Raw genomic sequence first — 24973 nt, 5'->3', positions numbered from 1 at the left:
CGGGGGTAGGCACGTTCATTGTCAGCGGCCGCCTTCCATGAGCTCGACGAACCGGTCGAACAGTTCTTCCGCGTCGCGCGGTCCGGCGGCGGCCTCCGGGTGGTACTGCACCGAAAACGCCCGCCCGTCGACCAGTCTGACGCCTTCGACAACGCCGTCGTTGGCGCAGGTGTGGCTGACTTCGGCCCGGCCGAACGGCGTGTCGAAGGACTGACCCGCCTCGCCTTCCAGCGCAAAACCGTGGTTCTGCGCGGTCACCGCGACCCGCTTGGTGGCGTGGTCGATGACCGGGATATTGATGCCGCGATGCCCGAACACCATCTTGTAGGTCGACAGGCCCAGCGCCCGACCCAGGATCTGGTTGCCGAAACAGATTCCGAACAGCGGGATTCCGGCGCCCAGCACCTCGCGGGTGAGGTCCACGACGTGGTCCGCGGTGGCCGGGTCGCCGGGTCCGTTGGACAGGAACACACCGTCCGGCTTGAGCTCCGCGATCTGCTCGAACGTGATCGACGACGGCAGCACGTGGCTGCGGATGCCGCGCCGGGCGAAGTTGCGGGGCGTGTTGGTCTTAATCCCCAGATCCAGCGCGGCGACGGTAAAGCGCTGGGGGCCTTCCGGTTCCACGATGTACGTCGCGGGAGTGCTGACCTCGCCGGCCAGATCGGCGCCCAGCATCGACTGCTGGCCGCGTACCCGCTCGAGCAACTCCTCCGATCCGGCCAACGCCGGCCCGGAGAACACGCCCGCCTTCATCGAGCCGCGGCTGCGCAGGTGCCGCACCACGGCCCGGGTGTCGATGCCGGCGATCCCGACGATGTGCTGGCGGACGAGTTCGTCCTCCAGCGTGCCGGTGGCGCGCCAGTTGGACGCGCGCGGCGACGGGTCCCGCACCGCGTATCCGGCGACCCAGATCTTGTCGCCGCGGCTCTCGCCGTCCTCACCGTTCCAGCCGGTGTTGCCGATCTGCGGCGCGGTGGCCACGACGATCTGGCGGTGATAGCTGGGGTCGGTCAGCGTCTCCTGATAGCCGGACATGCCGGTGCTGAACACCGCCTCCCCGAGCGTCTGGCCGACCTTCCCGAACGGCGTTCCGGTGAAGATGCGGCCGTCCTCGAGGACCAACACGGCTTTACTCACGCGGCTCCCTCCTGCTGGCCAGGAAGCCAGCCGTCATATTCGTCGCGGTTGCGGGCGCGAAACCCGGTGTCGATCTCGACTTCCGAGGGCAGCCGCCACCGAATCACCAGGATCCCGTTGCGGGGCCCGACCTTGCCGGCGATGCCGCGCTCGGTGCGGATCGCGGAGATGGACTCCCGCGGAATCCAGATCGGGCGGGCGCGGATGCGTTCCAACAAAATTCCTTCGGGGTGCTGGGTCAGCACCGCCTTGGTGCGGTAGCCGAGGTCGCCGACCGCGACCCGATCGTTCCAGTTTGGCGCCAGCGTGCAGCCGCAGTACTGGCCGCGGCTGGTGATCGTGGCCGAGCCCACCTCGTCGGGGATTTCGGGCAGGGCGCCGATCAGCTCCGCCTGCCGCTGCGCGCGGTTGCGCCAGCCGCGCATCATCAGCTGTATGGCGAACGCGATCAGCACCGCCAGGATGGCGGCGAAGATCAGCGACCCGACCAGCGTGCCCGAATTCATGCCGGGCTCTTACCGTCCCGCGCGGTGACCTTGCCGCGCAGCAGGGTCGCGGTCACGGTCGCCGGCAGAGTCATCGACTCGTACGGCGTGTTGGCCGAGCGGCTGGCCAGGTCGGCGCCGGCGATGGTCCGGGTCGCGTCGGGGTCCACCACCGTCAGGTTGGCCGGCTCCCCCACTTCCAGCGGTCGGCCGTGGTCGGGCAACCCGACGATGCACGCGGGGTTCTCGCTCATCACCCGCGCCACGTCGCGCCAGTTCATCAGGCCCGGTTGCACCATCGTCTGCACCACCACCGACAGCGCCGTCTCCAACCCCAGCATGCCGGGGCGCGCAGCGGCGAACTCGACGCACTTCTCGTGTTCGGCGTGCGGAGCGTGGTCGGTGGCCACGCAGTCGATCACGCCGTCGGCCAGCGCCTGACGCAGGGCGAGCGCGTCGGTGGCCTCGCGCAGCGGCGGATTCACCCGGTTCACGCCGTCGTAGCTGACCAGCCTGCCGTCGTCCAGCAGGAGGTGGTGTGGCGTCACCTCGGCGGTGATCGAAATGCCTTGATTCTTAGCCCATTTCAGGATCTCGACAGTGCCGGCGGTGGAGGCGTGGCAGATGTGCACCCGGGCACCCGCGTCGCGGGCCAGGATGGCGTCGCGGGCGACGATCGACTCTTCGGCGGCCCGCGGCCATCCGGCGAGTCCCAGCCGCGCCGCGGTGGGTCCCTCGTGCGCGACGGCGCCGACGGTCAGTCGCGGCTCCTCGGCGTGCTGGGCGATCAGCACGCCCAGTCCCGTGGCGTATTCCAGGGCGCGGCGCATCACCAGCGGATCCTGCACGCAGATGCCGTCATCGGAGAACATCCGCACCTGCGCGGCACCGGACGCCATCATGCCCATCTCGGTGAGCACGGCGCCGGCGAGCCCGACGGTGACCGCGCCGACGGGGTGCACGTCCACCAGGCCGACCTGCTGGCCGCGGTGCCAGACGTGGTCGGTGACCACGGGACTGTCGGCGACCGGGTTGGTGTTGGCCATCGCGAATACCGCGGTGTAGCCACCCAACGCCGCTGCCGCCGAACCCGTTTCGATGTCCTCGGCGTATTCGCGGCCGGGCTCGCGCAGGTGGGTGTGCAGGTCGACGAAGCCTGGCAGCAGCACATGGCCGGTGGCGTCGATCACGTCGGCGGTGTCCGGGATCGCCAAATCCGGGCCGATTTCGGCGATCTGACCTTCGTAACCGGGGCTGCCCACCAGCACGTCGACGCGCTCGCCCTCGCCGTACAACCGGACACCGCGGATCAACACCGTCATGCTGCGCCCTCTTTTCCGGCCGATTCAGCGCCGACGAGCACATGGAACAGCACCGCCATGCGCACATGCACGCCGTTGGAAACCTGTTGCAGCACCGCCGATTGCGACGAGTCGGCCACCGACGACGAGATCTCCATGCCGCGGACCATCGGCCCCGGGTGCAGTACCACGGCGTGGTCGGGCAGCAGCGCCTGGCGCCGGGCGGACAGCCCGTACCGGACCGAATACTCGCGCACCGACGGGAAGAAGCCGCCGTTCATCCGCTCGGCCTGAACGCGCAGCATCAGCACCGCGTCGGCCGCGGGGATCTCCGCGTCGAAGTCGTGGGACACGGTGACCGGCCAGCCGTCCACCCCGGCGGGCAGCAGGGTGGGCGGAGCCACCAGCACCACCTCGGCGCCGAGCGTGTCCAGCAGCATCACGTTGGAGCGGGCAACCCGGCTGTGCAGAATGTCGCCGACGATCACGATGCGCCGGCCCTCGATGCCGCCGAGCCGCTGCCGGATGGTCAGCGCGTCCAGCAGCGCCTGGGTCGGGTGCTCGTGGGTGCCGTCGCCGGCGTTGATCACCGAGGGACCGCCGTCGGGCGAAGCGGTCCAGTCGGCCAGCAGGTGTGCGGCGCCGGACGCCGGATGCCGGATGATCAGCGCGTCGGCGCCGGCCGCGCGCAGGGTCAGCGCGGTGTCGCGCAGCGACTCGCCCTTACTCACCGAAGATCCGGACGCGCTCACGTTGATCACGTCCGCGCTCATCCACTTGCCCGCCACCTCGAACGACACCCGGGTGCGGGTCGAGTTCTCGTAGAACATCGTGACCACGGTGCGTCCGCGCAGCGTCGGCAGCTTCTTGACCTCGCGGCCGACCAGCGCTTCGGCGAATCGGTCGGCGTCGTCGAGGATCGCGGTGGCATCGTCGCGGCTCAGGTCGCCGGCGGCCAGCAGGTGGCGTGTCATCGGGAGATCACCACCCCGTCGCGGCCGTCGTGCTCGGTGAACAGGACGTGCACGCTCTCGGCCCGCGAGGTCGGCACGTTCTTGCCGACATAGTCGGCGCGCACCGGCAATTCGCGGTGGCCGCGGTCGACCAGCACCGCCAACTGCACGATCCGCGGCCGCCCCACGTCGCGCAGCGCGTCCAGCGCCGAGCGCACCGAGCGGCCGGAGTACAGCACGTCGTCGACGAAGATGACCAGCGCGTCGTCGACGCCGCCCGCCGGGATTTCCGTCACCTCGAGCGGCCGCGGCGGCTTGCTCATCAGGTCGTCGCGGTACAGGGTGATGTCGAGTGCGCCGTGGCCGACGTCGACGCCGCTGTATTCGCGGATGTTGGCGGCCAGGCGGTCGGCCAGAATGACGCCGCGCGTCGGGATGCCCAGCAGCACCACCCGTGGGGCGTCAGGGCCGTCCAGCGCGGTCTTTTCGATGATCTGATGCGCGATCCGGGAAATGGTTCGACCGACGTCGGCCGCGGACATCAATTCCCGCTGACCAGTTGCGCCACCCATGCGAGACCCTGACCTCCTTCTCCGCCTCTCCGGACGGATCGTTAAAGGATGTCGACTTCCGCGGCAGCGTAGCACTGCCGTGCGGCGGGAGCGTTACCGCGGGGCGCGTCGCGCCCTGCTCACGACACTGGCGTCACACCCGCCACACTGGCCCCGGCGCGGAGCGGCATGTTCGGCTGTGGAAGTCGCGAGCGCCGGCGGTGGCGGTATGTCACTGCTCTAGCTGCAGCGATATTGCCCGTTGAGCACGCAATTCGACGGCGGGGTGTAGGTGCCGCTCAGCACGCCGCGCAACCCGCCCGTGGCCGAACCGCCGGGTGCAATGGTGCGGTTCCAGTTCGCGGGGGTGACGGTAAAGTGCGTGCCGGATTGGGTGACGGTGCTGTTCCACGCGTGCGAGACGGATTGTCCCGCCGGCATGTCGAATTCGAGCTTCCAATCGGACAGCGGCACCATGCTCGCGTTGGTGACGCTGAAGTTGGCGATGAAGCCGGTCTGCCAGGTGTGCTCCACCGCCAACGTTGCCGTGGCCGCTGCATGAGCCGCGGGGGCGACGGCGAGTCCGAGGATGCCGACCGTGAGCGCCGACACGGTGACGTGAAGCGCTGTGCGCCAGCGCTTCACGTAGGTGTTCGGTCCGGCCATAGCTGCCAACACTAACGCCGAGCGGGCGGTGCCGGCCGTCGCGGCGGGGGTAGGCTGCACGACCTTTGCCCAACCGAGACCGTCGTGAGATGTTGGCGACGTGAACAGGTAACCGGGCTACCCTGGCGGAAATGACAGACGCCAATTCCTCCGCCGGTTCCGATGCGCGACTGCTGATGGACTTCGACGCCCTCTACCGGGGCGAGAGTCCGGGCGAGGGCATCCCGCCGATGACCACGCCGCCGTGGGATACCAAGGCGCCCAAGGACAATGTCATCGGCTGGCATACCGCCGGACGTGTCCACGGTGACGTCCTCGACATCGGGTGCGGGCTGGGCGACAACGCGATCTACCTGGCGCGCAACGGCTACCGCGTGACCGGGTTGGACATCTCACCGACGGCGCTGATCACTGCCGAGCGCCGGGCCGGCGACGCCGGGGTCGACGTGACGTTCGCGGTGGCCGATTCCACCAAACTCGACGGCTACACCGACGCGTTCGACACCGTGGTCGACAGCGGCATGTTCCACTGCCTCGACGACGACGGGAAGCGCGGCTACGCCGCCGCGGCACACCGGGCCACCCGGCCCGGCGCCACCCTGCTGATCAGCTGCTTCTCCGACGCGAACCCGGCCGACGACGAGCGGCCGCTACCGGCCGTCAGCGAGCAGACGCTGCGCGACGTGCTGGGCGGCGCGGGCTGGGACATCCAGTCGATCGAACCCGCCACCGTGCGCCGCGAAACGGACGGCAACACAACCGAGATGGCGTTCTGGTACGTCCACGCGCAGCGGCGCTAAACACCGAGCGCGCGACGGCCCTCGTGCGCCCAGGCCAGCAGCTCCGGCGGCGCGAGTTCGGCGGCGCGAGCCTGATAGCGGCGGTGCGCGCGCTCGTCGAAGAACTGCCGCCATTCGCCTCGGCCGCCAGACCGGAAGAAGCGCTCGTTGCTGTGCCAGACCCCTTCGGTCGCGTCGGGGGCGAGGTCGTCGGCGCGGGCACGCATGGCGTCCAGCGTGGCGTGTGCGGCCAGTTCCTCGGCGCGGCCGCGCCCGACGTCGTAACCCAGGGCCTGACCGAGGCGGACCAGCTCGCCCACCAGGTCCCGCTGAAAGTCGGCGTAGTGGAACAGCGCGACATTGGGCAGAAGGCGCCGGTCCCAGCCGGCGGCGAAGTGGTGCAGGACGTTAGCGAGCGAACCCATCCCCTTCGCGGGAGGCTTGCTCATCCCCACCCGCCGCATGAACCCCGCACCCTCGGGCGGCCTGAGACCCTGGCGCGGCCCGTTGTGCGGCATCGCCATCCCTTCGGGCGGCATGATCGGACCCTCCATCCAGTCCCGGAACGCCTCGACCGGGCTGGGATCGCGGCCGACACCCAGCGGCGGGGCGTCGGGCAGGGCATGCATGCGGGCGAGGTTCATGTTGTCCCATTGGCGCAGCTCCGACACCGCGGCGTCGCGCGGGTCGCGGCCCACCCCGAGGTAGGTGACGCGGTCGTCGAGCACCAGGCCGTCGAGCGGCGTGTGCGTCTTGATGAACCGGCGGTGCCGCTGGGCGTCGAGGTCGGCGACGACGTCGTCGATCGGCCGGATCTTCAGGTCGAGCCACGGCGACACCGTCGACAACGGGCCGGGCAGGTCCGGGCCGTCGAAGACGAGCAGCGACACCAGCCGCTGGGTCCACGTCACGCCGCACTTCGACGGCGCCGAGATGACGATGTCGCCCTCGCGCAGCGTCAGGGCATCCCAGCGCAGGTTGTCGCTCATCCAGGAGCGGTAGACGACGCGGGCGGCGGTCATGCCTCGGGATCCCAGCCGCGGCGGCCGTGGTGCGCCCAGGCCAGCAGGTCGGGCTCGGCCAGCTGCGCGGCGCGCTGCGGGTAGCGGCGGTGCTCGGCCTCGGTGAAGATGTCCCGCCACTGTCCGCAGCCACCGGCCCGGAAGAACGGCTCGTTGCGCTCCCAGACGCCGCCGTCGGCCTTGGGGGCCAGCTCCGAGTCGCGCGCCCGCATGGCGCCCAGCGTGGCGTGCCGGGCAAGCTCCTCGGCGCGTTCGCGACTCAGCTCGACGCCCAGGACCCCGGCCAGCCGCGCCAGCTCGCCCACCAGGTCCGTCCGGTAGTCGGCGTAGTGGAACATCGCGACGTTGGGCAGCCGACGCCGGGACCACACCGAGCCGAAGTGGTGCAGGATGGTCGCCAGCGACGCGATCCCTTCGGTGGGGCTGACGGGCTCCTCCAGCCAGGCGCGCAGCACATCGAGCTGGTTGAACTCGCCGCCGAAGTCGCGGCGAATCGGTGGGAACGGCTCGCCGGGCGGCCCCTCGGCCAGGCGCAGGGCGCGCATCCGGTCGTGGTCCATCAGCATCGACACCGCGGCGTCGCGCGGATCACGCCCCACGCCGAGGTAGGTGACCCGGTCGTCGAGCACGAAGCCGTCCAGCGGCGTGTGGGTCTTGATGAACCGTCGGTGTTCCTGGCCGTCCAGGGCGGCGACCACCTTGTCGACCGGCTGGACGGTCAGGTCGAACCAGGGCGACACCAGCGGCAACGGCCCGGGCAGCTGCGGCCCGTCGAACACCAGCAGGGACACCAGCCGCTGCGTCCACGTGGTGCCGCACTTGGGCGGGGCGGTGATGATGATGTCGCCTTCACGCAGTTCCAGGGCATCCCAACGCAAGTTGTCGCTCATCCACGAGCGGTACTCCACCCTTTCGGGCACTGCTCCCCCGTTCGAATCGGTCAGCGACGGATGATGTCGAACAGCATGCCTTCGACGGTGACCCCCGGCGCGAACGCGAACGCCACGCCCGTCGAGATCTCCTTGGCCGACTCCGCCTGCCGCACCATCGTTTCCAGCACGAAGATCAGCGACACGCTCAGCATGTTGCCGAACCGGGCCAGCACATCCCAGCTGGGGGCCGCCCGCTCCGGCGGTATCCCCAGCGAGCGCGCCGATTCCTCGATGATCCTGGGTCCGCCCGGGTGGATGGCCCACAGATCGATGTCGCTGTGCTGTAAGGCGTTGTCCCACAACACCTCCGCGATCACCGGCGCCACCCCGGCGTAGACGTAGTGGGGCAGGTTTTCGGACAGCTCGCAGGCGATGCCGTTGTGGTTGACGCCGAGCACGATGCCGTCCGACGCCCCGTCGAGCAGGTGGCTGAAGCTGCTGCGGATCACCACCCTGCCCGGCTCGAGCCGCTCGTGCACCTGGCTGGCGCCGATCAGCAACGCCGCGCAGCCGTCGCCGAACAGGCTGTGCGTCACGATGTCGTTGGCGTCGTTGGCGTCGTTGGCGTCGTCAGCGAAAACGGCGTTCACCGAACATAATTCGATACAAACCACCATCGCCTTCAGACCCGGGTGGGCGCGCACGTAACTCGCGGCGATGCGCACGGCGTTCATCGCGGCCGCGCACCCCATGAAGTTCACCACGACCCGCGAAACCGACCGGGACAGGCCGAGTTCCCGCACGATTGCCACGTCCACGCCCGGTGCGACGAACCCGGTGCTGGTCACGAACACCAGCAGCCCCACGTCGTCCGCCGGGTTAGAAATTCCTGCCAGCGCCCGCCCGCACACCTCGACGGCCAGCGGAACCGCGTGCCGGTAGAACATGTCCATCCGGTCGCGGATCGTCGCCGGGTTGCGGCGGAACGGCTCGAACTCGACCTCGAGCGGATCCACGGCCATCCGGCGGGTAGCGACCTTCGTCTTGGCGTATACCCGCGAAATCCTTTCCCGCTGAAGTGGATCCGTGAACAAGGCGGCGACCCGGCCGGCCGCGTCGGCCTGGTCGACCACCCGCGCCGGGGCGCCGGTGGCGATGCTCTCGATCACCGCGACGGTGGTGGGCGGCGACGGCGGCAACTGGTCAAGGCTGTGGTCTTGCTGCCCGTGACTGTCGGGGTGCCGGGGCTCCGCGGCGCTCATACCGAACCGATCCCGACGAATCCCGCAACCACGTAGTCGGCGCAGGCTTTCCACGCCGCCGGGGAGCAATGTTCGCGGACGAAGCCCCAATTCAGTTCCTTCGCCTGCCGCGACGGAGACAGCAGATACGTGCGGCACAGCTTGGTCAGCCGATCCGTGATGAAACTCTTCGCCGGAACCCAGGCGATGCCGAATTTCGCCGCCTCGTCGGCCAGCACGTCCTCGGTGACGATGTTGGCGAAGCCGCTGCGCTGAAACGGCAGCACGTGATGGACGCGGTGCGAGCTCAGGCCGGCCGACAGAAAGCAGTCGACGTAGCGATTGCCGACCACCTTCAGGTCGTCGGCGTGCTCGAGCTGATCTATCCCCCAGTCCCGTTCACGCCCGGCGGTGTCGGTGCTGGCGTCGTTCTCGAAATCATGGCTGGCCACCACCAGGAAGGTGCTGACCCACAGCGTCGCGACGAATTGCAGAGCCCAGGCCCAGAAGTCGCCCGCGAGCGCGAACGCCACCAGTTCGCCGACGAGCAGCAGGCGCACGCCGGAGGACCCGAGGAAGTGCGGGAGCGCGCCGCGCCAGCTGCCGTAGGAATCCTCGACGCCGACCTTCCAGGTGAGGCGCCAGACGTCGGCGATCCGGGCGGCCATGCCGGTCAGCATGTGGCCGAATTTGTGGAGGGTGTGCAGAGGCACCCGATATACCCGGGGCAGCCGCATCATCATCGTGAATACGTTTTTCTTTATGTCGACCCCGCTTTGGGTGTAGGGGTGGTGCAGCAGGGTGTGCCCGTCGGCGGTGACCAGCGCCAGCGCGACGTAGTTCAGGTCAAACGCGTTGCCGAGCACGCGGTTCACGCCGCGCTGCGCGCGATGCAGCGCGTAGTGGCCGAACCCGGCCAGCGAGCTGCGCAGCACGACCATCGCAAATACGAAGAGCGGCAGCGGCATCCAGCCGGGCTGGCCGAGCCGCAGCGCCTGCACGCCGATATACGCGACGGCCAGCAGGAGCACCACGATGTTGAAATACGTGTCCATGCGCCGGATCCGGGCCGCGAGCGCGGGCTCGTTCAGCCGCGCCTTGACGCGGTGCAGCAGGTCATCGTGGTTGTCGAATCGGTACTGCGGGGTGTCGCGCCAGCTGTTGAAGTCGTCGTCGAACAGGAAGGCCGGCGCGTTGTGCTTGGGGTGAATGTCGCGCGGTGTCGCGTCACGGCCCAGGGCGTAGCGGCGCTGAAGGATCCGCTCGACCTTCGCCGGATCGCGATGATAGGACGCGACGATGGCAGTGATGTCGCGGTTCTTGGTGCGCCCGATGAAGAAGGCGCCGCCGGGATGCTTGGCGATCCAGTCGCTCAGGTCGTAGGCCCGCCCGTTGTAGACCCACACGTCGGACAGCCTCGGACCGCCGGGCGGAGGAGCCCCGCCCACCTCAGCGTCTGCCGGCGAGTCGCGCTCCTGAATCTCTGGAAGGTCGTTCGTCATTCGGATTCCCCCAGCTCTGACGTCGAGGTGCGCTGGCGTCAACCCCGGGATCGGAACCGGCCCGGTGTCCAGGCCGGTTCCGCACTCCGGTGGCGCCAGTTAGCCCGTCGGGTTGGGGATGTTGACCGGCTGTCCCCACGCCGACAGGGTGATGCTGACGTTGCCCTGGTCCTTGTCGACCACCATCCGCACCAGATTCGCGGCGCCGCCCGGCGTCGCCTTCACGTCGGTGATGTACAGCGTGATCGGCAGATTGCCGCCACCCTTGCCGATCTGGGGGATGATCGGGTCGATCACGGCGGAGTCGATGGTTCCCGTCACCTTGACGGTGGCCACGCCGTTGATGTTCTCATTGCCCGCCACCTGCGGGTTCTGGACCTTCCCGATCGCCGCGCCCAGACCCTTGTCCGGGTCCAGGATGACGCCCGGGTCGTAGATCTTCTTCGCCTCGCCCACCGAGGTGTACTTGCCGTCCGGGGACTTGGTGTACATGGTCTTGTTGGTGACCAGGAAGTCCTTGGCCACCGGCGGGGCCTGGGGAGCCAGCCGGATCGAGGCGTGCCCGACGGCCTGGCCGTTGCCCTTGGGCTGGTTGGTCACGTCGGCGTCCACGCTCTCCATCGGTAGCGTCGTGAGGTTCGTCGTCGCCAGGATGATGTGCAGCGAATGCAGCGCGATGGTCGCCTTGGAAGCGTCCTGCACGAGTTGGCCGGCCTGCCCCGCCGGGGCCCCGGACGTCGCTGCCGCACTGGATGTCCCAGACGCACCGGGGGTTTGGGCCCCGGAACTCTGAGCGGTCGAAGACTTACCCCCGCAGCCCGCGATCAGCGCCACGGACAGTGCCGCCGCGGCCACGATCGCGAAAACCCTCGGCGGGGAGGGTCGATGGGTCACTCGGTGGAACGAGATTTGCGCTTGGTCGGTCAAGCCATTCATTGCCAGCCTTTGCTGAGTTATCTGATCGGTGGGTCGTCGCGGCGGTTGGCTGCGCTCGCTTGCGGCCCGGACGAAGCCCGTAGAACGAAGCTCTCGTCGGTGGTTCCGGGTCTCGGTGACTGCTTACCCGCACCCTGGCTCACCAGCAGCGACAACACTTTTCGATGCATGCGCCACCCTCCCAGCTGTTCACCAGATCGCATCGGCCGGAGAGCAGCGACACTAGCATGCGGCCGGTTGCGCAAGGAGCGATTTCGGCAAACCTCAAATCTCATCTGGGGCGCCGGGTGCGACACTGCGGGGCGGCGTTGCTGGCCCGGCGGCTAACCTCGACCGAGTGAAGCTCGACGCTAATCAGGCCGCCATCCGCGAGGTCTGCGACGCCGGTCTGCTCGCCGGCGCGGTGACGGTGGTCTGGCGGCGCGGAGAAGTGCTACAGACCAACGAGATCGGCTACCGCGACGTGGATGCGGGCCTGCCGATGGCGCAGGACACGCTGTTTCGGATCGCTTCGATGACCAAACCGGTCACCGTCGCGGCGGCACTGAGCCTGGTCGACGACGGCAAGCTCGCGCTGCGCGACCCGGTTGCGCGCTGGGTCCCCGAACTCGCCGACCTACGGGTGCTGGACGATCCCAGGGGGCCGCTGGACCGGACGCATCCGGCGCGGCGGCCGATCCTGCTCGAGGACCTGTTCACCCACACCAGCGGCCTGGCCTACGCCTTTTCGGTGTCCGGTCCGCTCGCGCAGGCGTACATGCGGCTGCCGTTCGACCAGGGTTCGGATACCTGGGCCGCCGAGCTCGGCGCGCTGCCGCTGGTCCACCAGCCCGGTGAGCGGTTGACCTACAGCCACGCCACCGACGTGCTGGGCGTCATTGTCGCCCGTGCCGACGACAAGCCCCTACATCAGGTCCTCGACGAACGCATCCTGGGCCCGGCGGGCATGACCGACACCGGGTTCTTCGTATCGATGGAGGCGCGCAGGCGGGCCGCGACGATGTACCGCATCGACGACGAGGGCCGGCTGCGGCACGACGTGATGGGACCGCCACACGTGAAGCCGCCGAGGTTCTGCAACGCCGGCGGCGGGTTGTGGTCGACCGCCGGGGACTACCTGAGATTCGTGCGGATGCTGCTGGGCTACGGCTCGGTCGACGGTGTGCGGGTGCTCTCCCCCGAGTCCGTGCGCCTCATGCGCACCGACCGGCTCACGGACGAGCACAAGCGGCACAACTTCCTGGGCGCGCCGTACTGGGTGGGCCGCGGGTTCGGCCTGAACCTGTCGCTGGTGACCGACCCGGCGAAGTCCGCGCCGCTGTTCGGGCCCGGCGGGCTGGGGACCTTCAGCTGGCCCGGGGCGTACGGGACCTGGTGGCAGGCCGATCCGTCCGCGGACCTGATCCTGCTGTACATGATCCAGAACTGCCCCGACATGTCCGTCGACGCGGCCGCGGCCGTCGCGGGCAACACGTCGCTGGCGAAGCTGCGCACCGCGCAGCCCAAATTCGTCCGCGAAACATACCGGGCCCTGGACCTGTAGGCCCGCGCCGATGGCCGAATATCCCCCAGACCGCATCGCCGGGCCGCGGTTGGTGCTACGCCGGCCCGTCCCCGACGACGCCGGGCCGCTGTATCAGCGGGTCGCCCGTGACCCCGAGGTGACCCGGTACCTGCTGTGGAGCCCGCACCCCGACGTGGCGGCGACACGGCGGGTGATCACCCACAAACTCAACGCCTCCGCGGACGACCGGACCTGGGTCATCACGCTGAGGCACAGCGGCGACGTGATCGGCCTGTGCAGCTGCCGGCGTCAGGCGCCGCATTCCGTCGAGATCGGCTACTGCATGGGCCGACGCTGGTGGGGCAAGGGGCTGATGTCTGAGGGGCTCGGCATGTTGATGGACGCGCTGGCGGCCGATCGCAGCGTGTACCGCGTCTGGGCCACCTGCAACGTCGACAACGACCGGTCGGCGCGCCTGTTGGAACGGGCCGGGTTTGTGCTGGAGGGCCGGCTGGCCCGGCACGCCGTCTACCCCACCCTCGGACCCGAACCGTGCGACAGCCTGCTCTACGCCAAGGCGCTGCGCTGAGTCGCGCTGTTCTGGGCCGGGCCGCCGCGTCTTAGGCTGGGCCGCATGACACGGCCGACGGTCTTGATCAGCGGCGCGGGCATCGCCGGGCCGTCCCTGGCGTACTGGCTGACCCGATCGGGTTACCGCGTGGTGGTGGTCGAGGTGGCCGACGGCATCAGACCGGGCGGCCAGACCGTCGACCTGCGCGGCGCCGGGCGGGCGGTGGTCGAGCGGATGGGTCTGCTGGGCCAGATGCGCGAGCGCAGCCTGGACCAGCGCGGCGTCGCCTGGGTGAAGGCCGACGGGAAGCGTCGCGCGGAAATGCCCGTCACCGCGTTCCACGGCAACGGCCTGGTCAGCCAGCTCGAGATCCTGCGTGGCGATTTGGCCGACGTGCTGTATCGGGCCACCGCCGCCGACACCGAATACCGTTTCGGCACCCGGATCACGGAGTTGGATCAGTCCGATCACGCCGTCGCGGCGACGCTGTCCGACGGCACGACGCTGGACGCCGACCTGGTGGTCGGTGCCGACGGCCCGCATTCCGCGGTGCGGCGGCTGGCCTTCGGGCCGGAGGAGCAGTTCGTCCGGCCGCTCGGCGGCTATCACGCCTGGTTCACCGCGCCCGACACCGCCGGGCTGGACGGCTGGTTCCTGATCTACCAGGCTGCGGGCGGGCTGCTGGCGTCGATGCGACCGTCGCACGACCCGGCAACGGCGAAGGCGGGGTTGGCGTTTCGCTCCCCGCCCCTCGAGTACGACCGGCGCGACCTGGACGCCCAGCGCGACCTGCTGGCGGCCCGGTTCGCCGGCGCAGGCTGGCAATGCGACGCGCTGGTGTCCGCCGCCCGGGACGCCGCCGACTTCTACTTCGACGCTTTCGACCAGGTCCGCCTGGACCCGTGGTCGCGTGGTCGCGTCACCCTGGTCGGCGATGCGGGCTATTGCGCGTCCCCGCTGAGCGGCATGGGCACCACCCTTGCGCTGGTCGGGGCCTATGTCCTGGCCGGCGAGCTGGGTCCGGCCGCCGATTTCGGCGCGGACGGCCCGGCGGCAGCGCTGGATCGCTACCACGCGGTGCTGCGCCCCTTCGTCGACAGGTGCCAGACGCTGGGCAACACTGTCGAGCGCTACGCACCGAATTCGGCCGCGGACATCGCGTTCACGGCCCTGGTGATGAAATACATGCAGCGCTGGCCGTTCCGCCGATTCGCCGAACGCAAGTGGTTCACCACCGGCGACGCCGTCGAACTGCCGGACTACCCGGCCGCGCGGTCCAAGGCCCGGCGGGCGTAGGCCCGGACGTCGGCATCGCCGTCCTTCAGCGCGATGCTCAGCGCGTCGCGCGCGGCGGGTTCGCCGGCCCAACGGGTCAGGCTGAGCACGGCCGCCTTGCGCACGTCGAGGTGCGCGTCGGCGATCGCCACGGCCAGCTGTGGGACCGCGAGTTCGGCCGGCGCGCCGGAGAGTGCGCGCGCCGCGCCGACCCGCACCTGCCAGGCGGGGGCCCGCAACGCCTGCTGTGCGGCCACGAAATCATCTGGGCCGCAACCCAACTCGGCCAGTGCCGCAAGCGCGGCGGCCCGCACCAGCGGATCGGGGTCGGCAATCAGCGCGCTCACCGCGGCTGCCCCGTCACGCAGGGTGGCCAGTCCGGCGGCGGACGCGATGCGCACTTCCCGATTGTCGTCGGCGGCGGCGGCCACCACACCGGCCACGTCGTCGACGGAGACCAACGCCCGCACCGCCTCGATGCGCACGCGGTGATCCGAGTCGTGCAGCGCGCGCCGGTACTCCCCCGCCGCGCCGGCGCGGCGGGAGGCAAGCAGATACACCGCGGCGGCCCGCACCACGTTGTCGCGCGATTGCAGGGCCGCCCGCGCGGCGCCCGGGTCCGGCAGCACCTCGACCAGTTCGCGCACCCCGTCGGCGGCGGTGCGGCGAACCGCGGCGTCGGCGTCGTCCAGCGCGGCGAACAGCGAGGGCGCATACCCGTCGGGGATGTGCTCGGTGAGCGTGGCCACCGCGGTGCGGCGCACCGCGGGATCGGGGTCGCGCAGATACGGCGCCAGATCGGCGACCGCGGGCTCGTCGATCGCCAGCACCGCGGCGATGCGCGGCCCGGCCATCAGTGGCGGATCGAACGCGGTTGCGGCGGAAGCGATCCGGGACCGGCTGGTGGCCGGGGCCTGCCCCCCGACCAGCGGCGGCTGGTCCACCTGGTACGCCGTCTGGTCCGCCGGCGGCAGGCCGTCCAACTCGGGCACCGCCACGAAATACGGCGCCACCGGGCGTTTCAGGAACACCATCCGCCCGTCGGGGCCCTTCTGCAAATTCAGGTGATAGCCCCACTGGTGGTCGTCGCGGCCGGGCAGATCGGCGCGGTCGTGGTAGAGGCCCCAGCGTGATTCGGTCCGGGTAAGCGAGGATCGGGCGGCCATCTCGGCGCAGTCGCGAATGAACGACACCTCCACGGCGCGCATCAGCTCATGCGGGGTGCGGGCGCCCATCCCGTCGATCTCGCCGCGCATCCGGTCGAAGGCTCGCACCGCGATGGACAGCTTGGCCGCCGACTTGGGCGGCGCCACATAGTCGTTGACGAACCGGCGCAGCTTGTATTCCACCTGCGGCTGGGGCGGGCCGTCGGGATGGCGCAGCGGGCGGTAGATCAGCTCGTGGGCCGCGCGCAGCTGATCTTCCGGGAGTTGTTGCGGCGCCGGCACTTCGGGCAGGATGGCCGCGGCGTGCGCGCCGGCCAGGTCGCCGAAGACGAACGCCCCGATCATGTAGTTGTGCGGCACACACGCCAGGTCACCCGCGGCGTACAACCCCGGCACGGTGGTGCGGGCATGCTCGTCGACCCACACACCCGAAGCGGAATGGCCGCTGCACAAGCCGATTTCGGAGATGTGCATCTCGATGTCGTGGGTGCGGTAGTCGTGGCCGCGATTGGCGTGGAACGTCCCCCGGGTGGGCCGCTCGGTGGTGTGCAGGATGTTTTCCAGCGCGGTCAGCGTCTCGTCGGGCAGGTGTGACACCTTCAGGTAGATGGGCCCGCGGGCGGAGTCGATCTCGCTTTTGACCTCGGCCATCATCTGTCCCGACCAGTAGTCGGAGTCGACGAACCGCTCGCCGTGCGCGTTGACCTGGTAGCCGCCGAACGGGTTGGCGACGTACGCGCAAGCCGGGCCGTTGTAATCCTTGATCAACGGATTTACCTGGAAGCACTCGATACCGGACAGCTCCGCGCCCGCGTGGTAGGCCATCGAATAGCCGTCTCCGGCGTTGGTCGGGTTCTCGTAGGTGCCGTACAGGTAGCCCGACGCCGGCAGGCCGAGCCGCCCGCACGCGCCCGTCGCGAGGATCACCGCCTTGGCGCCGACGGCGACGAATTCGCCGGTGCGCGTGTGCAGCGCGGCGGCGCCCACCGCGCGGCCGTCGTGGGTGAGCACCCGCACCGGCATCAGCCGGTTCTCGATGCGGATCTTCTCGCGCATCGAGCGCTGCCGCAGCACCCGGTACAGCGCTTTCTTGACGTCCTTACCTTCCGGCATGGGCAGCACGTAGGAGCCCGACCGGTGCACGCGGCGCACCGCGTACTCGCCGTGCTCGTCCTTCTCGAACTTCACGCCGTAGCGCTCCAGCCGCTGTACCATCGCGAATCCGCGGGTGGCGGTCTGATACACAGTGCGCTGGTTGACGATTCCGTCGTTGGCGCGGGTTATCTCGGCGACGTAGTCCTCCGGTTCGGCCTTGCCGGGGATGACGGCGTTGTTCACCCCGTCCATGCCCATCGCCAGCGCGCCGGAATGCCGCACGTGGGCCTTCTCCAGCAGCAGCACCTGCGCGCCGCGCTCGGCGGCGGTCAGGGCGGCCATGGTGCCCGCGGTGCCGCCGCCGATCACCAGGACGTCGCAGTCCAGGCGCGTCGGTGTCTGCTCGGGAATCCGCATCATGCCACCACCGCCTGGTCGAGCGCGGCGATGATCTGGGCGCGCAGCTCGGGATCCACCGTGCCGCCGCGCGGGTCCGGAACGTCGAGCAGCGCGCGCAACGGCTGAGCGGCCCGGCCCAGGACGGCGATCCGGTCGCCCAGCAGCAGGGCTTCGTCGACGTCGTGCGTGACAAAGACGATGGTGGTCGGGTGGGCGCGCCAGGTGTCCACCAGCAGGCGTTGCATGGCGGCGCGGGTCTGGGTGTCCAGCGCGCCGAACGGTTCGTCCATCATCACCGCGCGCGGTGCGCCGGCCAGGCCGCGCGCCAGCTGCACGCGCTGGCGCATCCCACCGGACAGGCTCTTCGGCAGGTAGTCGGCGAAGCCGGTGAGCCCGACCTCGGTGATCCAGCGTTCGGCCTGCGCGCGCCGGGTGGCGCGGGGTTCCCCGCGCAGCCGCAGCGCCAGTTCGATGTTGGACCGCACGCTGCGCCACGGCAGCAGCGCGTTGTCCTGAAACACCATGCCCCGGTCCCCCGAGGTCGTCGTGACCTCGGCGCCGTCGGCCAGCACCCGGCCCCGCTCGGGTGCCAGCAGCCCGGCCAGCGCCCGCAGCACCGTCGACTTGCCGCAGCCCGACGGCCCGGTGAGCACCAGGATCTCCTCGGGCCGGACGGTCAGGCTCAGCCCGTCGACCACCGGAATCCCGTTGTAGGACAGCCGGACCCGGTCCAGCTCCAGGTTCATCGCGGTCATGAGCGTCCCTCTTCGGCGCGCGGCAGCCACCGGGTGGCCCGGCGCCCGATCAGTTCCACCGACGCCGACGTCACGAACCCGAGCGCGCCGATGGTGAGGATCCCGACGAACACCTGCGGGTAGGCCAGGACGGTGTAGTCCTGCCAGGTGCGGTAGCCGACGCCGAGCCGCCCGGAGATCATCTCCGCGGAGATCACGCAGATCCAGGCCACGCCCATGCCGACCGACAGCCCGCCGAACACCCCCGGCAGGATGCCCGGCAGCACCACCTGGCTCAGCACCGCCCACCGGCCGCCGCCCAGGGTGCGCACGGACTCCTCCCACAGCGTCGGCAGCGCCCGCACCGCATGCCGGGTGCTGACCATGATCGGGAAGTAGGCCGCCAGGAAGGTGATGAACACGATGCCGGCCTCGTCGGTGGGGAACAGCAGGATCGCCACCGGCACCATCGCGATGGCGGGGACCGGCCTGGCCAGCTCGGTCAGCGGACCGAACAGGTCGGCGAACAACCGGGAGCGGCCCAGCAGCACGCCAGTCGCGACGCCGATCACGGCGGCCAGCCCGAAGCCGGTGAGGATGCGCAGCAGCGACTGCGCCAGGTCCAGCCAGTAGTCGAACTTGCCCAGCCGCTGGGACAGCGCGTGCACGATCTGCGTCACCGTGGGCAGCGTGTCGAACCGCAGCAACCACCGCACCTTGCCGGCGGTGAGCAGCTGCCACAGCCCGATGGCGACGGCCACCGAGGCCAGCCGCAGCAGCCGGGACCGCCACGGCGCGGTAACCCGGCGCGGCGGGTCCAGCGCGGGCGTCGGGAACGCGTCGAGGACGCGGCCGCTGACCACGTGGGCCGTCATAACGAACCTCCCAGTGCCTGTTGGTAATCGATCGTGACGCTGCCCGGATGCGCGGCGGCATAGCGCCGGGCCCCGGCCGGGGTGCCGAACGGGCGATAGCTCTGGCCGTCGCGCACCCACACCGCCTTGTCGGCGAACCAGCGGGTGCCCAGCTCCGCGTCGGGTACGTACGCCGCCCGCACCTTGGCGCCGTGGGCGGTGGCGTCGCTGATCGCGCGCAGTAGGGCCGTCGGGTCTTCGACGGTGCGGGTGGCGTCGGCGCCTTCCAGCCAGAGTTCGCCGCCGATCGACGGGTTAGGGGTGGCGGCGCGGGCGGTGTCATAGTCACGCCCGCGGGACCCGAACACCGCGCGCAGCGGCTCGTCCTGCACGAACCCGCGGATGTCGAGGTCGGCGAAGTCGCCGATCGACTTCAGGTACGGCACATCGCCGTTGAGCGCCTCGACGAGCGACGGCTTGAGCGTGGGGTCGAACGATGTGCCGCCGGGGCCGTTGTACAGGTAGACGACCTCCTGCGGCAGCCCGCTGGCCTGCGCGACGATCCGGGCCGCCTGCAACGGCTTTTCGTTGAGGAAGTCAGTCGCGTCCAGTTGCGCCTGCAGGAAGGCGGCGAGCACCTCCGGGTGCCTGGCCGCGTACGCGCGCCGCACCACGACACCGTGCAGGGTGGGCACGTTCAGCTCGGCACCGTCGTAGAGCAGTTTGGCCTTGCCCTGGTAGACCAGCAGGCCGGGCCACGCGACGAATTGCGAAAGACCCTGCACCTGGCCGGATTCCAGCGCGGAGGCGCCGATCTGGGGCTGCTGGTTGAGCACCTCGACGGCTGTGCCCGACTTGTCCAGCGCGCGCACCAGCGTGCCGTGCCCTGCAGAGCCGACGCTGGCCGACACCTTCTTGCCGGCCAGGTCGCCGAGCACGTTGGCGGGCGAATTCGGCGCCACCACAACCATGTTCAGCGCGCCCCTGGGGTTGTATCCGGTGACCGACACCAGCTCGGTGCGGGCCAACGGATTGGCCTGCGTCTTGGAGCCGTTGATCAGCAGGGGGTAGTCCCCCATCGAGCCGATGTCGATCTTCTCGGCCAGCATCTGCGCGGTTATCGGCGCGCCGGTGTCGTAATCCTGCCACCGCACCGCATATTTGGTGCCGGTGCGGGTGGTGATGTCGGCCAGTCGTCGCTCCAGGTAGCCCTGGGCTCGCAGCAGCGCGCCCGCCGTCACCGTGTTGATGGTCTTGGACTGATAGCCGATGACGACGTTGACCACGCCGGAGGACTGCGACAGCGATTCCAGCGAGCAACCGGAGGCGGTCACCGCCACCGCGAATGCGACGGCCATCAGACGCGCGATGGGTGTTTTCATGGGATCGGTTTCAGCGCAGGAGATAGGGCATGTTGACCGTGACGGCACCGGTGGGGCAGCGCGCCGCGCACGGGCCGCAGTACCAGCATTCGTCGACGTGCATGAAGGCCTTGCCGGTGTCGGGATTGATGGCCAGGGCGTCCAGGGGGCAGATCTCGACGCAGAGGGTGCAGCCGTCGATGCACAACGACTCGTCGATGGTGACCGGCACGTCGGCGCGGTTGTTGACCAGTGTCATCGCTCGTTCCCTGTCGCTCGGATAAGGTTGCCGCGCATGGTGATTCGATCGCCCCGCATACGGATGTACTCCAGATCCACCGGCCGGCCGTCGTCGAGGCTGGTGAGGCGTTCCAGCATGAGGAGCGGCGCCCCGCCGGGAACCTGCAACGTGGCCGCCGAATGCGCGTCGGCGGGGATGGCCTCCAGCGCCAGCGACGCGGACCCCAGCCGTTGCCCGCTGACCTGTTCGATGAGCGCGAACAGGTCTTGGCTTTCCAGCGGATGATTCAGAACCCGGGTGCCGATGTCCGGGGCGAGGTAGGTCAGGTCGAGGCTGAGCGGCAGATCGCCGAGGTAGCGCAGTCGCTCGATAAACACCGCCTGCTCACCGGGTTTCAGTCGCAGCCGGCCGGCCACCGCCGGTGGCGGGGCCACCGCCACGGCGGCCCGCACCTCGTTGCGGACCTCGCCCTGCTCCTTGAAGGTTTCGTTCAGCCCGAGCAGCGCGTCGAGCCCGTGGTCGTACTTGCGCTGCGCGACGTGGGTGCCGACCTTGGGTCCGCGGTCGATCAGGCCCTCGTTCTTCAGCACCGTCAGCGCTTCCCGAATGGTGTTTCGGGACACCAGGAATTCGGCGGCCAGTTCGCTTTCGGCGGGCAGCCCGTCGGGGTACGCCCCGGCGTGGATCTGCTGGCGCAGCACGTCGGCGGCGCGGCGGGCGCGGTCTGCCCGGGGTGCTCTGGTCAGGGGCGCGGCCACGACGTCACGCTATGCCAGGCCGGCGCCCCGGTGCGGCGCGCTGCCGTCCGGCGATATCGGCTGGTCAGCGTATTGCGCCAGGGGTGATTCCGCCGCCACCAGCCCAAATCGTCGCCCGGTGGGCCATTGCGCCACCCGGGCCGCGACCCCGAATTTTCGATCCCGGTGAGCGCAATTCAGCGGGGCAGGACCCCGTCCGCGTAGTTCGCGAGTGCGTCGGGTCGGCCGGTGATGGCGCCGACATAGCCGTCGGGGCGGACCAGGACGGCGGCGCCGTCGGTGACGCCATAGGCATGGCGGATGTGCAGGTCTTGGTCGATGACGTCGGCGCCGACCTGGTAGGCGCACACGCCTCGTCGGTCCAGGTGCGGCGCGTCGGGCCCGAACCGCAGCAGGGTCCAGTGCGGGCCGGCGAACAGCGTGAACAGCCGCACGGGCCGGCCGTCCCTGCGCTGGCATGGCGCGTCGGGCGCTCGGTCCCCGGCGGACAGCGTGGCGCTCGAACCGTCGTCGAGCGTCGACGGGCCGTCCCGGTAGGTCAGGTCGAGTTGGTGGGTTTCGGCGCCGCGCCGCAGGGCGTCGTCGCTGCCGCGCAGCGTCTTGTCCAGCAACTCGGTGCTGATGCCGAGCGCGCGCTGGGCGATCGGCAACCGCTCCGCCTGGTAGCTGTCCAGCAGGCTCCCCGGCGCGCCGGCCAGCACCGCGCTGAGCTTCCAGCCGAGGTTGTAGGCGTCCTGCACGCCGGTGTTGAGCCCCTGGCCGCCGGTCGGCGGATGCACGTGGGCGGCGTCGCCGGCCAGGAAGACGCGGCCCTGTCGAAGACGTTGCGCCAGGCGCACATTCGACCGCCAGACGGTGGCCCAGGTCAGCCCGCGCAGGCGGATGTCGGTCCGGCCGGATGCGGCGTCGACGACGGCCTGCAGCGCGCGCAGGGTCGGCTCGACCCCGCGCGCTGTGGTGTTCAGCACGAACGTGTCGTCGGCGCCGGCCAGCGGGGTGAATCCGAAAAAGCAGCGGCCGTCGAGCATCCAGCCGTGTCCGTAGTCGTGGTCGAGGCCCGCGACGCGCACGTCGGCCTGCACCATCTGGACGTCGTCGTCGGTCGTACCCAGGAAAGGGATCCCGAGTTGCTTGCGGACGCTGCTGCGCCCGCCGTCGGCGCCGATCAGGTATGCGGCCCGCACGGTGTCGCCGCCGGACATCCGCGCCGTCACGGCGTCGTCGTCCTGCTCGATCGCCGCGACCTCGGCGCACTGCTGGACCCCGACGCCGTAATCCGCCAGCCGCGCCCGCAGAATCGCCTCGGTCTGCCACTGCGGCACGAACCAGAGGTTCGGATGCGGCACGTCGGGGCGGGGCGGCTCCGGCTCGGCCATCCGGCCCTCCCACACCACGGCGGCCCCGTCGTAGATCCGCATGACCGGCGCACTGATGCCGCTGTCGAACACCTGCGGCAACACGCCCAGGTCCTCGAACACCTCCAGCGTTCGCGGCTGCAATCCGTCGCCGCGCGACCCGGCCGCGAGCCCCGCCGCTTTATCGACAATCCGCAGGCTGACACCCCGACGCGCGAGGTCGATGGCCAGCGCCAGGCCCGTCGGCCCGGCACCGACGATCAGAACATCCGTGTCCATGACTATCTTCTTTCGCTGAATTTTGATTCACTGAATTGGAATTCAGTGTGCGTGGTGCTAGCTTTCGCGTCAAGGAGGTGACCGTGAAACGCGTCGAACAGGCCGCCGGCACCGGGGCCGCGCTCAAGGACGCCGCCCGTCGCGTGTTCGCACGAAAGGGCTACCTGAACACCAAGATCACCGACGTCACCGCCGAGGCCGGACGCGCCGCGGGATCGTTCTACAACCACTTCACCAGCAAGGAAGACCTGCTCAAGGGGCTGCTGGCGGACATGCTCGCCGAAAGCGACCGCGAAGCCCTGGACCCCGGGCACAGCGCGGATTTCACCGACCGCGCCGCGGTGCGCTGGCACGTCGCGGCGTACTGGCGCTTCTACACCCGCCACGCCGTGGAGCTGGCCGCTCTGCGTCAGGCGGCGTTGGTCAACGCCGAATTCGGCGCCCAGATGCAGACGCTGATGAACGCAGACATCAGCCACATTCGCGATCATCTGGACCCCATCACGGCGGCGGGCCGGACGCTGCCGGGGCAGCCCGACGTGGTGCTGGCGATGTTCGCCGGGCTGCTGGACGGTTTCGGATCGCACTGGCAGCTGACGGGCGGCCGGCTCGGCGACCGTCACGTCGAGGAGGACGAGGCGATCGATGCGCTGACCGACTTCCTCTATCGCGCGCTCAACGGCGGTTAGTTAGCGCGAGCAGACACAAACGCCTTTCGGCCGTTTCCGGGGACTTTGCGTCTGCTCGGCGTTAGTTAGCGCTTGCCCCATTCCCAGCGCGGCGTCGTCAGCAGGCCCTGGCCCTTGACGCGCGTCTCGCCCCACTCCTTGTACAGCTCGATCTCCACCGCGGCGTCGCCGCCGGCCAGGACATCCAGCAGCTGACGGGAGTGGGTGACCACCACGACCTGGGTCTGCGCGGCCGCCGCGCGGATCAGCGACGCGAGCGGCCCGACGAGGCTCGGGTGCAGGGAGGTTTCCGGTTCGTTGAGCACCATGAGCGACGGCGCCTGCGGGCTCAGCAGCGCGGCGGCCCACAGCAGAAATCGCAGCGTTCCGTCCGACAGCTCCGCAGTCCGCAACGGCCGCAGCATGCCGCGCTGGCGAAACTCCAGGTCGAACAGCCCCTCGTTGACCGCGACCGCGAGGGTGGCGCCGTCGAACGCGTCGGCCACCGCGCGGCTCAGGTCGTCGAATCCCGCCTCGATGATGGTCTGGATCGCGGCGGCCAGGTCGCTGCCGTCGTCGCTGAGCACCGGGGTGCGGGTGCCCACCTGCGGATGTCGCACGGGCGCACCCGCGTCGACGCGGAATCCGTCGTAGAACCGCCAGCCGCGCAGCCGCTCGCGCACCGCGGCGAGCTCGGGCAGCGCATGCGGATGGGCATATTCGGTCAGCACGCTGCGGTAGGTGGGCAGCGCGCGGCTCAGCTCGTCAAAGCCGCCCGAGGCGGCGCTCACCTCGGCGACCGCACGCACCCGTCGCACCAGGGTCGACGCGGCGCGCAGCACCGGGCCGGCGAACAGCACTTCCCGTTTGATCTCCGGATCGCGGGCGAAGGCCGAGTCCGGCCCGGCGAGCTGCGGGATGCCGAGGTCCACGAGATAGCCGAAATCGTCTGCTGCAAAGCCCATTTCGAGCGATACCGGCCGGGTGCGGACGGTGCCCTGGGCTCTGCCCGTCCGGTGCGCCCCACCCGTCTGCTCGGGGCCGGCCCACAGCACCGACTGCAGGCCGCCCTCGCGGGCGAGCGAGCCGACCACCTCGCCGCGGCCGCAGTCGGCCAGTAGCCGCAGCGCCCGGTACACCGACGACTTGCCCGCACCGTTGGCCCCCGTGACGATGGACAGCCGGCCCAGCGGCAGGATCACCTCGCGCAGCGAGCGGTATCCGCGGATGGCAACCGTCTGCAACACGGGCCCGACTTTACGGTG

At 70.0% G+C, this 24973-nt stretch carries 24 protein-coding genes; 5 read left to right on the top strand and 19 right to left on the bottom strand.

Going from position 1 to position 24973, the window contains the following annotated elements; genetic code table 11:
* Positions 1-21: 21 nt before the first annotated feature.
* The 6 genes from carA to AC5Y5V_RS08210 all read right to left on the bottom strand — a co-directional run bounded on the left by carA (position 22) and on the right by AC5Y5V_RS08210 (position 5096).
* Positions 22-1140, bottom strand: a complete 1119-nt coding sequence (gene carA / locus AC5Y5V_RS08235; RefSeq protein WP_499932669.1) for a glutamine-hydrolyzing carbamoyl-phosphate synthase small subunit — start codon at positions 1138-1140, stop codon at positions 22-24.
* The gene (locus tag AC5Y5V_RS08230; protein WP_499932667.1) at positions 1137-1646 is read right to left on the bottom strand and encodes a PH-like domain-containing protein; all 510 of its coding nucleotides are present in this window, start codon (positions 1644-1646) and stop codon (positions 1137-1139) included. Before AC5Y5V_RS08230 ends, carA begins: the two co-directional genes overlap by 4 nt.
* Positions 1643-2947, bottom strand: a complete 1305-nt coding sequence (locus tag AC5Y5V_RS08225; RefSeq protein ID WP_499932665.1) for a dihydroorotase — start codon at positions 2945-2947, stop codon at positions 1643-1645. Before AC5Y5V_RS08225 ends, AC5Y5V_RS08230 begins: the two co-directional genes overlap by 4 nt.
* Complete coding sequence (locus AC5Y5V_RS08220; protein ID WP_499932662.1) at positions 2944-3900, bottom strand: aspartate carbamoyltransferase catalytic subunit; 957 nt, start codon at positions 3898-3900, stop codon at positions 2944-2946. The genes AC5Y5V_RS08225 and AC5Y5V_RS08220 overlap by 4 nt, the downstream gene beginning before the upstream one ends.
* The gene (gene pyrR, locus AC5Y5V_RS08215) at positions 3897-4451 is read right to left on the bottom strand and encodes a bifunctional pyr operon transcriptional regulator/uracil phosphoribosyltransferase PyrR (protein WP_499932660.1); all 555 of its coding nucleotides are present in this window, start codon (positions 4449-4451) and stop codon (positions 3897-3899) included. Before pyrR ends, AC5Y5V_RS08220 begins: the two co-directional genes overlap by 4 nt.
* 219 nt (positions 4452-4670) lie before the next feature.
* Complete coding sequence (locus tag AC5Y5V_RS08210; RefSeq protein WP_499932658.1) at positions 4671-5096, bottom strand: cellulose-binding domain-containing protein; 426 nt, start codon at positions 5094-5096, stop codon at positions 4671-4673.
* Positions 5097-5272: 176 nt separating this feature from the next.
* Here AC5Y5V_RS08210 and AC5Y5V_RS08205 point away from each other — a divergent pair, with 176 nt between their 5' ends.
* Positions 5273-5896 (top strand): class I SAM-dependent methyltransferase, encoded by a 624-nt coding sequence (locus AC5Y5V_RS08205; RefSeq protein ID WP_499932958.1) that lies wholly within the window; start codon positions 5273-5275, stop codon positions 5894-5896.
* On the opposite strand, the gene AC5Y5V_RS08200 is transcribed toward AC5Y5V_RS08205, so the two are convergent.
* The 5 genes from AC5Y5V_RS08200 to AC5Y5V_RS08180 all read right to left on the bottom strand — a co-directional run bounded on the left by AC5Y5V_RS08200 (position 5893) and on the right by AC5Y5V_RS08180 (position 11448).
* Positions 5893-6897, bottom strand: a complete 1005-nt coding sequence (locus AC5Y5V_RS08200; RefSeq protein ID WP_499932656.1) for a sulfotransferase domain-containing protein — start codon at positions 6895-6897, stop codon at positions 5893-5895. The genes AC5Y5V_RS08205 and AC5Y5V_RS08200 overlap by 4 nt on opposite strands.
* Positions 6894-7787 carry a sulfotransferase domain-containing protein gene (locus AC5Y5V_RS08195; RefSeq protein ID WP_499932654.1) on the bottom strand — a complete coding sequence of 298 codons (894 nt, stop codon included), beginning with the start codon at positions 7785-7787 and terminating at the stop codon, positions 6894-6896. Before AC5Y5V_RS08195 ends, AC5Y5V_RS08200 begins: the two co-directional genes overlap by 4 nt.
* Positions 7788-7837: 50 nt before the next feature.
* Entirely contained in the window at positions 7838-9031 is a 1194-nt protein-coding gene (locus AC5Y5V_RS08190) for a type III polyketide synthase (RefSeq protein ID WP_499932652.1), read from the bottom strand.
* The gene (locus tag AC5Y5V_RS08185; protein ID WP_499932650.1) at positions 9028-10512 is read right to left on the bottom strand and encodes a cytochrome b5 domain-containing protein; all 1485 of its coding nucleotides are present in this window, start codon (positions 10510-10512) and stop codon (positions 9028-9030) included. Before AC5Y5V_RS08185 ends, AC5Y5V_RS08190 begins: the two co-directional genes overlap by 4 nt.
* A 99-nt stretch (positions 10513-10611) precedes the next feature.
* Positions 10612-11448 carry an LppX_LprAFG lipoprotein gene (locus AC5Y5V_RS08180; RefSeq protein ID WP_499932648.1) on the bottom strand — a complete coding sequence of 279 codons (837 nt, stop codon included), beginning with the start codon at positions 11446-11448 and terminating at the stop codon, positions 10612-10614.
* Positions 11449-11785: 337 nt separating this feature from the next.
* Here AC5Y5V_RS08180 and AC5Y5V_RS08175 point away from each other — a divergent pair, with 337 nt between their 5' ends.
* The 3 genes from AC5Y5V_RS08175 to AC5Y5V_RS08165 are packed head-to-tail and all read left to right on the top strand — an operon-like array spanning position 11786 to position 14819.
* Entirely contained in the window at positions 11786-12991 is a 1206-nt protein-coding gene (locus AC5Y5V_RS08175; RefSeq protein ID WP_499932646.1) for a serine hydrolase domain-containing protein, read from the top strand.
* Between the two features lie 10 nt (positions 12992-13001).
* Complete coding sequence (locus AC5Y5V_RS08170) at positions 13002-13541, top strand: GNAT family N-acetyltransferase (RefSeq protein WP_499932644.1); 540 nt, start codon at positions 13002-13004, stop codon at positions 13539-13541.
* Between the two features lie 45 nt (positions 13542-13586).
* On the top strand, positions 13587-14819 hold the full coding sequence (locus tag AC5Y5V_RS08165; RefSeq protein ID WP_499932642.1) for an FAD-dependent monooxygenase: 1233 nt from the start codon (positions 13587-13589) through the stop codon (positions 14817-14819).
* Here AC5Y5V_RS08165 and AC5Y5V_RS08160 read toward each other — a convergent pair.
* The 7 genes from AC5Y5V_RS08160 to AC5Y5V_RS08130 all read right to left on the bottom strand — a co-directional run bounded on the left by AC5Y5V_RS08160 (position 14783) and on the right by AC5Y5V_RS08130 (position 23040).
* The gene (locus AC5Y5V_RS08160) at positions 14783-17476 is read right to left on the bottom strand and encodes a fumarate reductase/succinate dehydrogenase flavoprotein subunit (protein WP_499932955.1); all 2694 of its coding nucleotides are present in this window, start codon (positions 17474-17476) and stop codon (positions 14783-14785) included. The two genes, AC5Y5V_RS08165 and AC5Y5V_RS08160, sit on opposite strands and share 37 nt — an antisense overlap.
* Positions 17476-18213 carry an ABC transporter ATP-binding protein gene (locus tag AC5Y5V_RS08155; RefSeq protein WP_499932640.1) on the bottom strand — a complete coding sequence of 246 codons (738 nt, stop codon included), beginning with the start codon at positions 18211-18213 and terminating at the stop codon, positions 17476-17478. Before AC5Y5V_RS08155 ends, AC5Y5V_RS08160 begins: the two co-directional genes overlap by 1 nt.
* Positions 18210-19067, bottom strand: coding sequence for an ABC transporter permease (locus AC5Y5V_RS08150; RefSeq protein ID WP_499932638.1), 858 nt, complete (start codon positions 19065-19067; stop codon positions 18210-18212). Before AC5Y5V_RS08150 ends, AC5Y5V_RS08155 begins: the two co-directional genes overlap by 4 nt.
* Positions 19064-20428: an ABC transporter substrate-binding protein gene (locus AC5Y5V_RS08145; protein WP_499932636.1), complete on the bottom strand. Its 1365-nt coding sequence runs from the start codon at positions 20426-20428 to the stop codon at positions 19064-19066. The genes AC5Y5V_RS08150 and AC5Y5V_RS08145 overlap by 4 nt, the downstream gene beginning before the upstream one ends.
* 10 nt (positions 20429-20438) lie before the next feature.
* Positions 20439-20666 (bottom strand): 4Fe-4S dicluster domain-containing protein, encoded by a 228-nt coding sequence (locus tag AC5Y5V_RS08140; protein WP_499932634.1) that lies wholly within the window; start codon positions 20664-20666, stop codon positions 20439-20441.
* Complete coding sequence (locus AC5Y5V_RS08135) at positions 20663-21349, bottom strand: GntR family transcriptional regulator (protein WP_499932952.1); 687 nt, start codon at positions 21347-21349, stop codon at positions 20663-20665. The genes AC5Y5V_RS08140 and AC5Y5V_RS08135 overlap by 4 nt, the downstream gene beginning before the upstream one ends.
* 233 nt (positions 21350-21582) lie before the next feature.
* Positions 21583-23040 (bottom strand): FAD-dependent monooxygenase, encoded by a 1458-nt coding sequence (locus AC5Y5V_RS08130; protein WP_499932632.1) that lies wholly within the window; start codon positions 23038-23040, stop codon positions 21583-21585.
* An 83-nt stretch (positions 23041-23123) separates the two neighbouring features.
* On the opposite strand from AC5Y5V_RS08130, the gene AC5Y5V_RS08125 reads away from it, so the two are divergent.
* The gene (locus AC5Y5V_RS08125) at positions 23124-23729 is read left to right on the top strand and encodes a TetR/AcrR family transcriptional regulator (RefSeq protein WP_499932630.1); all 606 of its coding nucleotides are present in this window, start codon (positions 23124-23126) and stop codon (positions 23727-23729) included.
* Positions 23730-23794: 65 nt separating this feature from the next.
* Here the strand turns inward: AC5Y5V_RS08125 and AC5Y5V_RS08120 are convergent, their stop codons facing one another.
* The gene (locus tag AC5Y5V_RS08120) at positions 23795-24955 is read right to left on the bottom strand and encodes an AAA family ATPase (RefSeq protein ID WP_499932628.1); all 1161 of its coding nucleotides are present in this window, start codon (positions 24953-24955) and stop codon (positions 23795-23797) included.
* Between the last annotated feature and the right edge of the window lie 18 nt (positions 24956-24973).

The organism is Mycobacterium sp. NGS68 (assembly GCF_059812195.1).
Note: the sequence above shows the minus strand (reverse complement) of the source record. Positions and strands in the feature narration are given on the sequence as shown.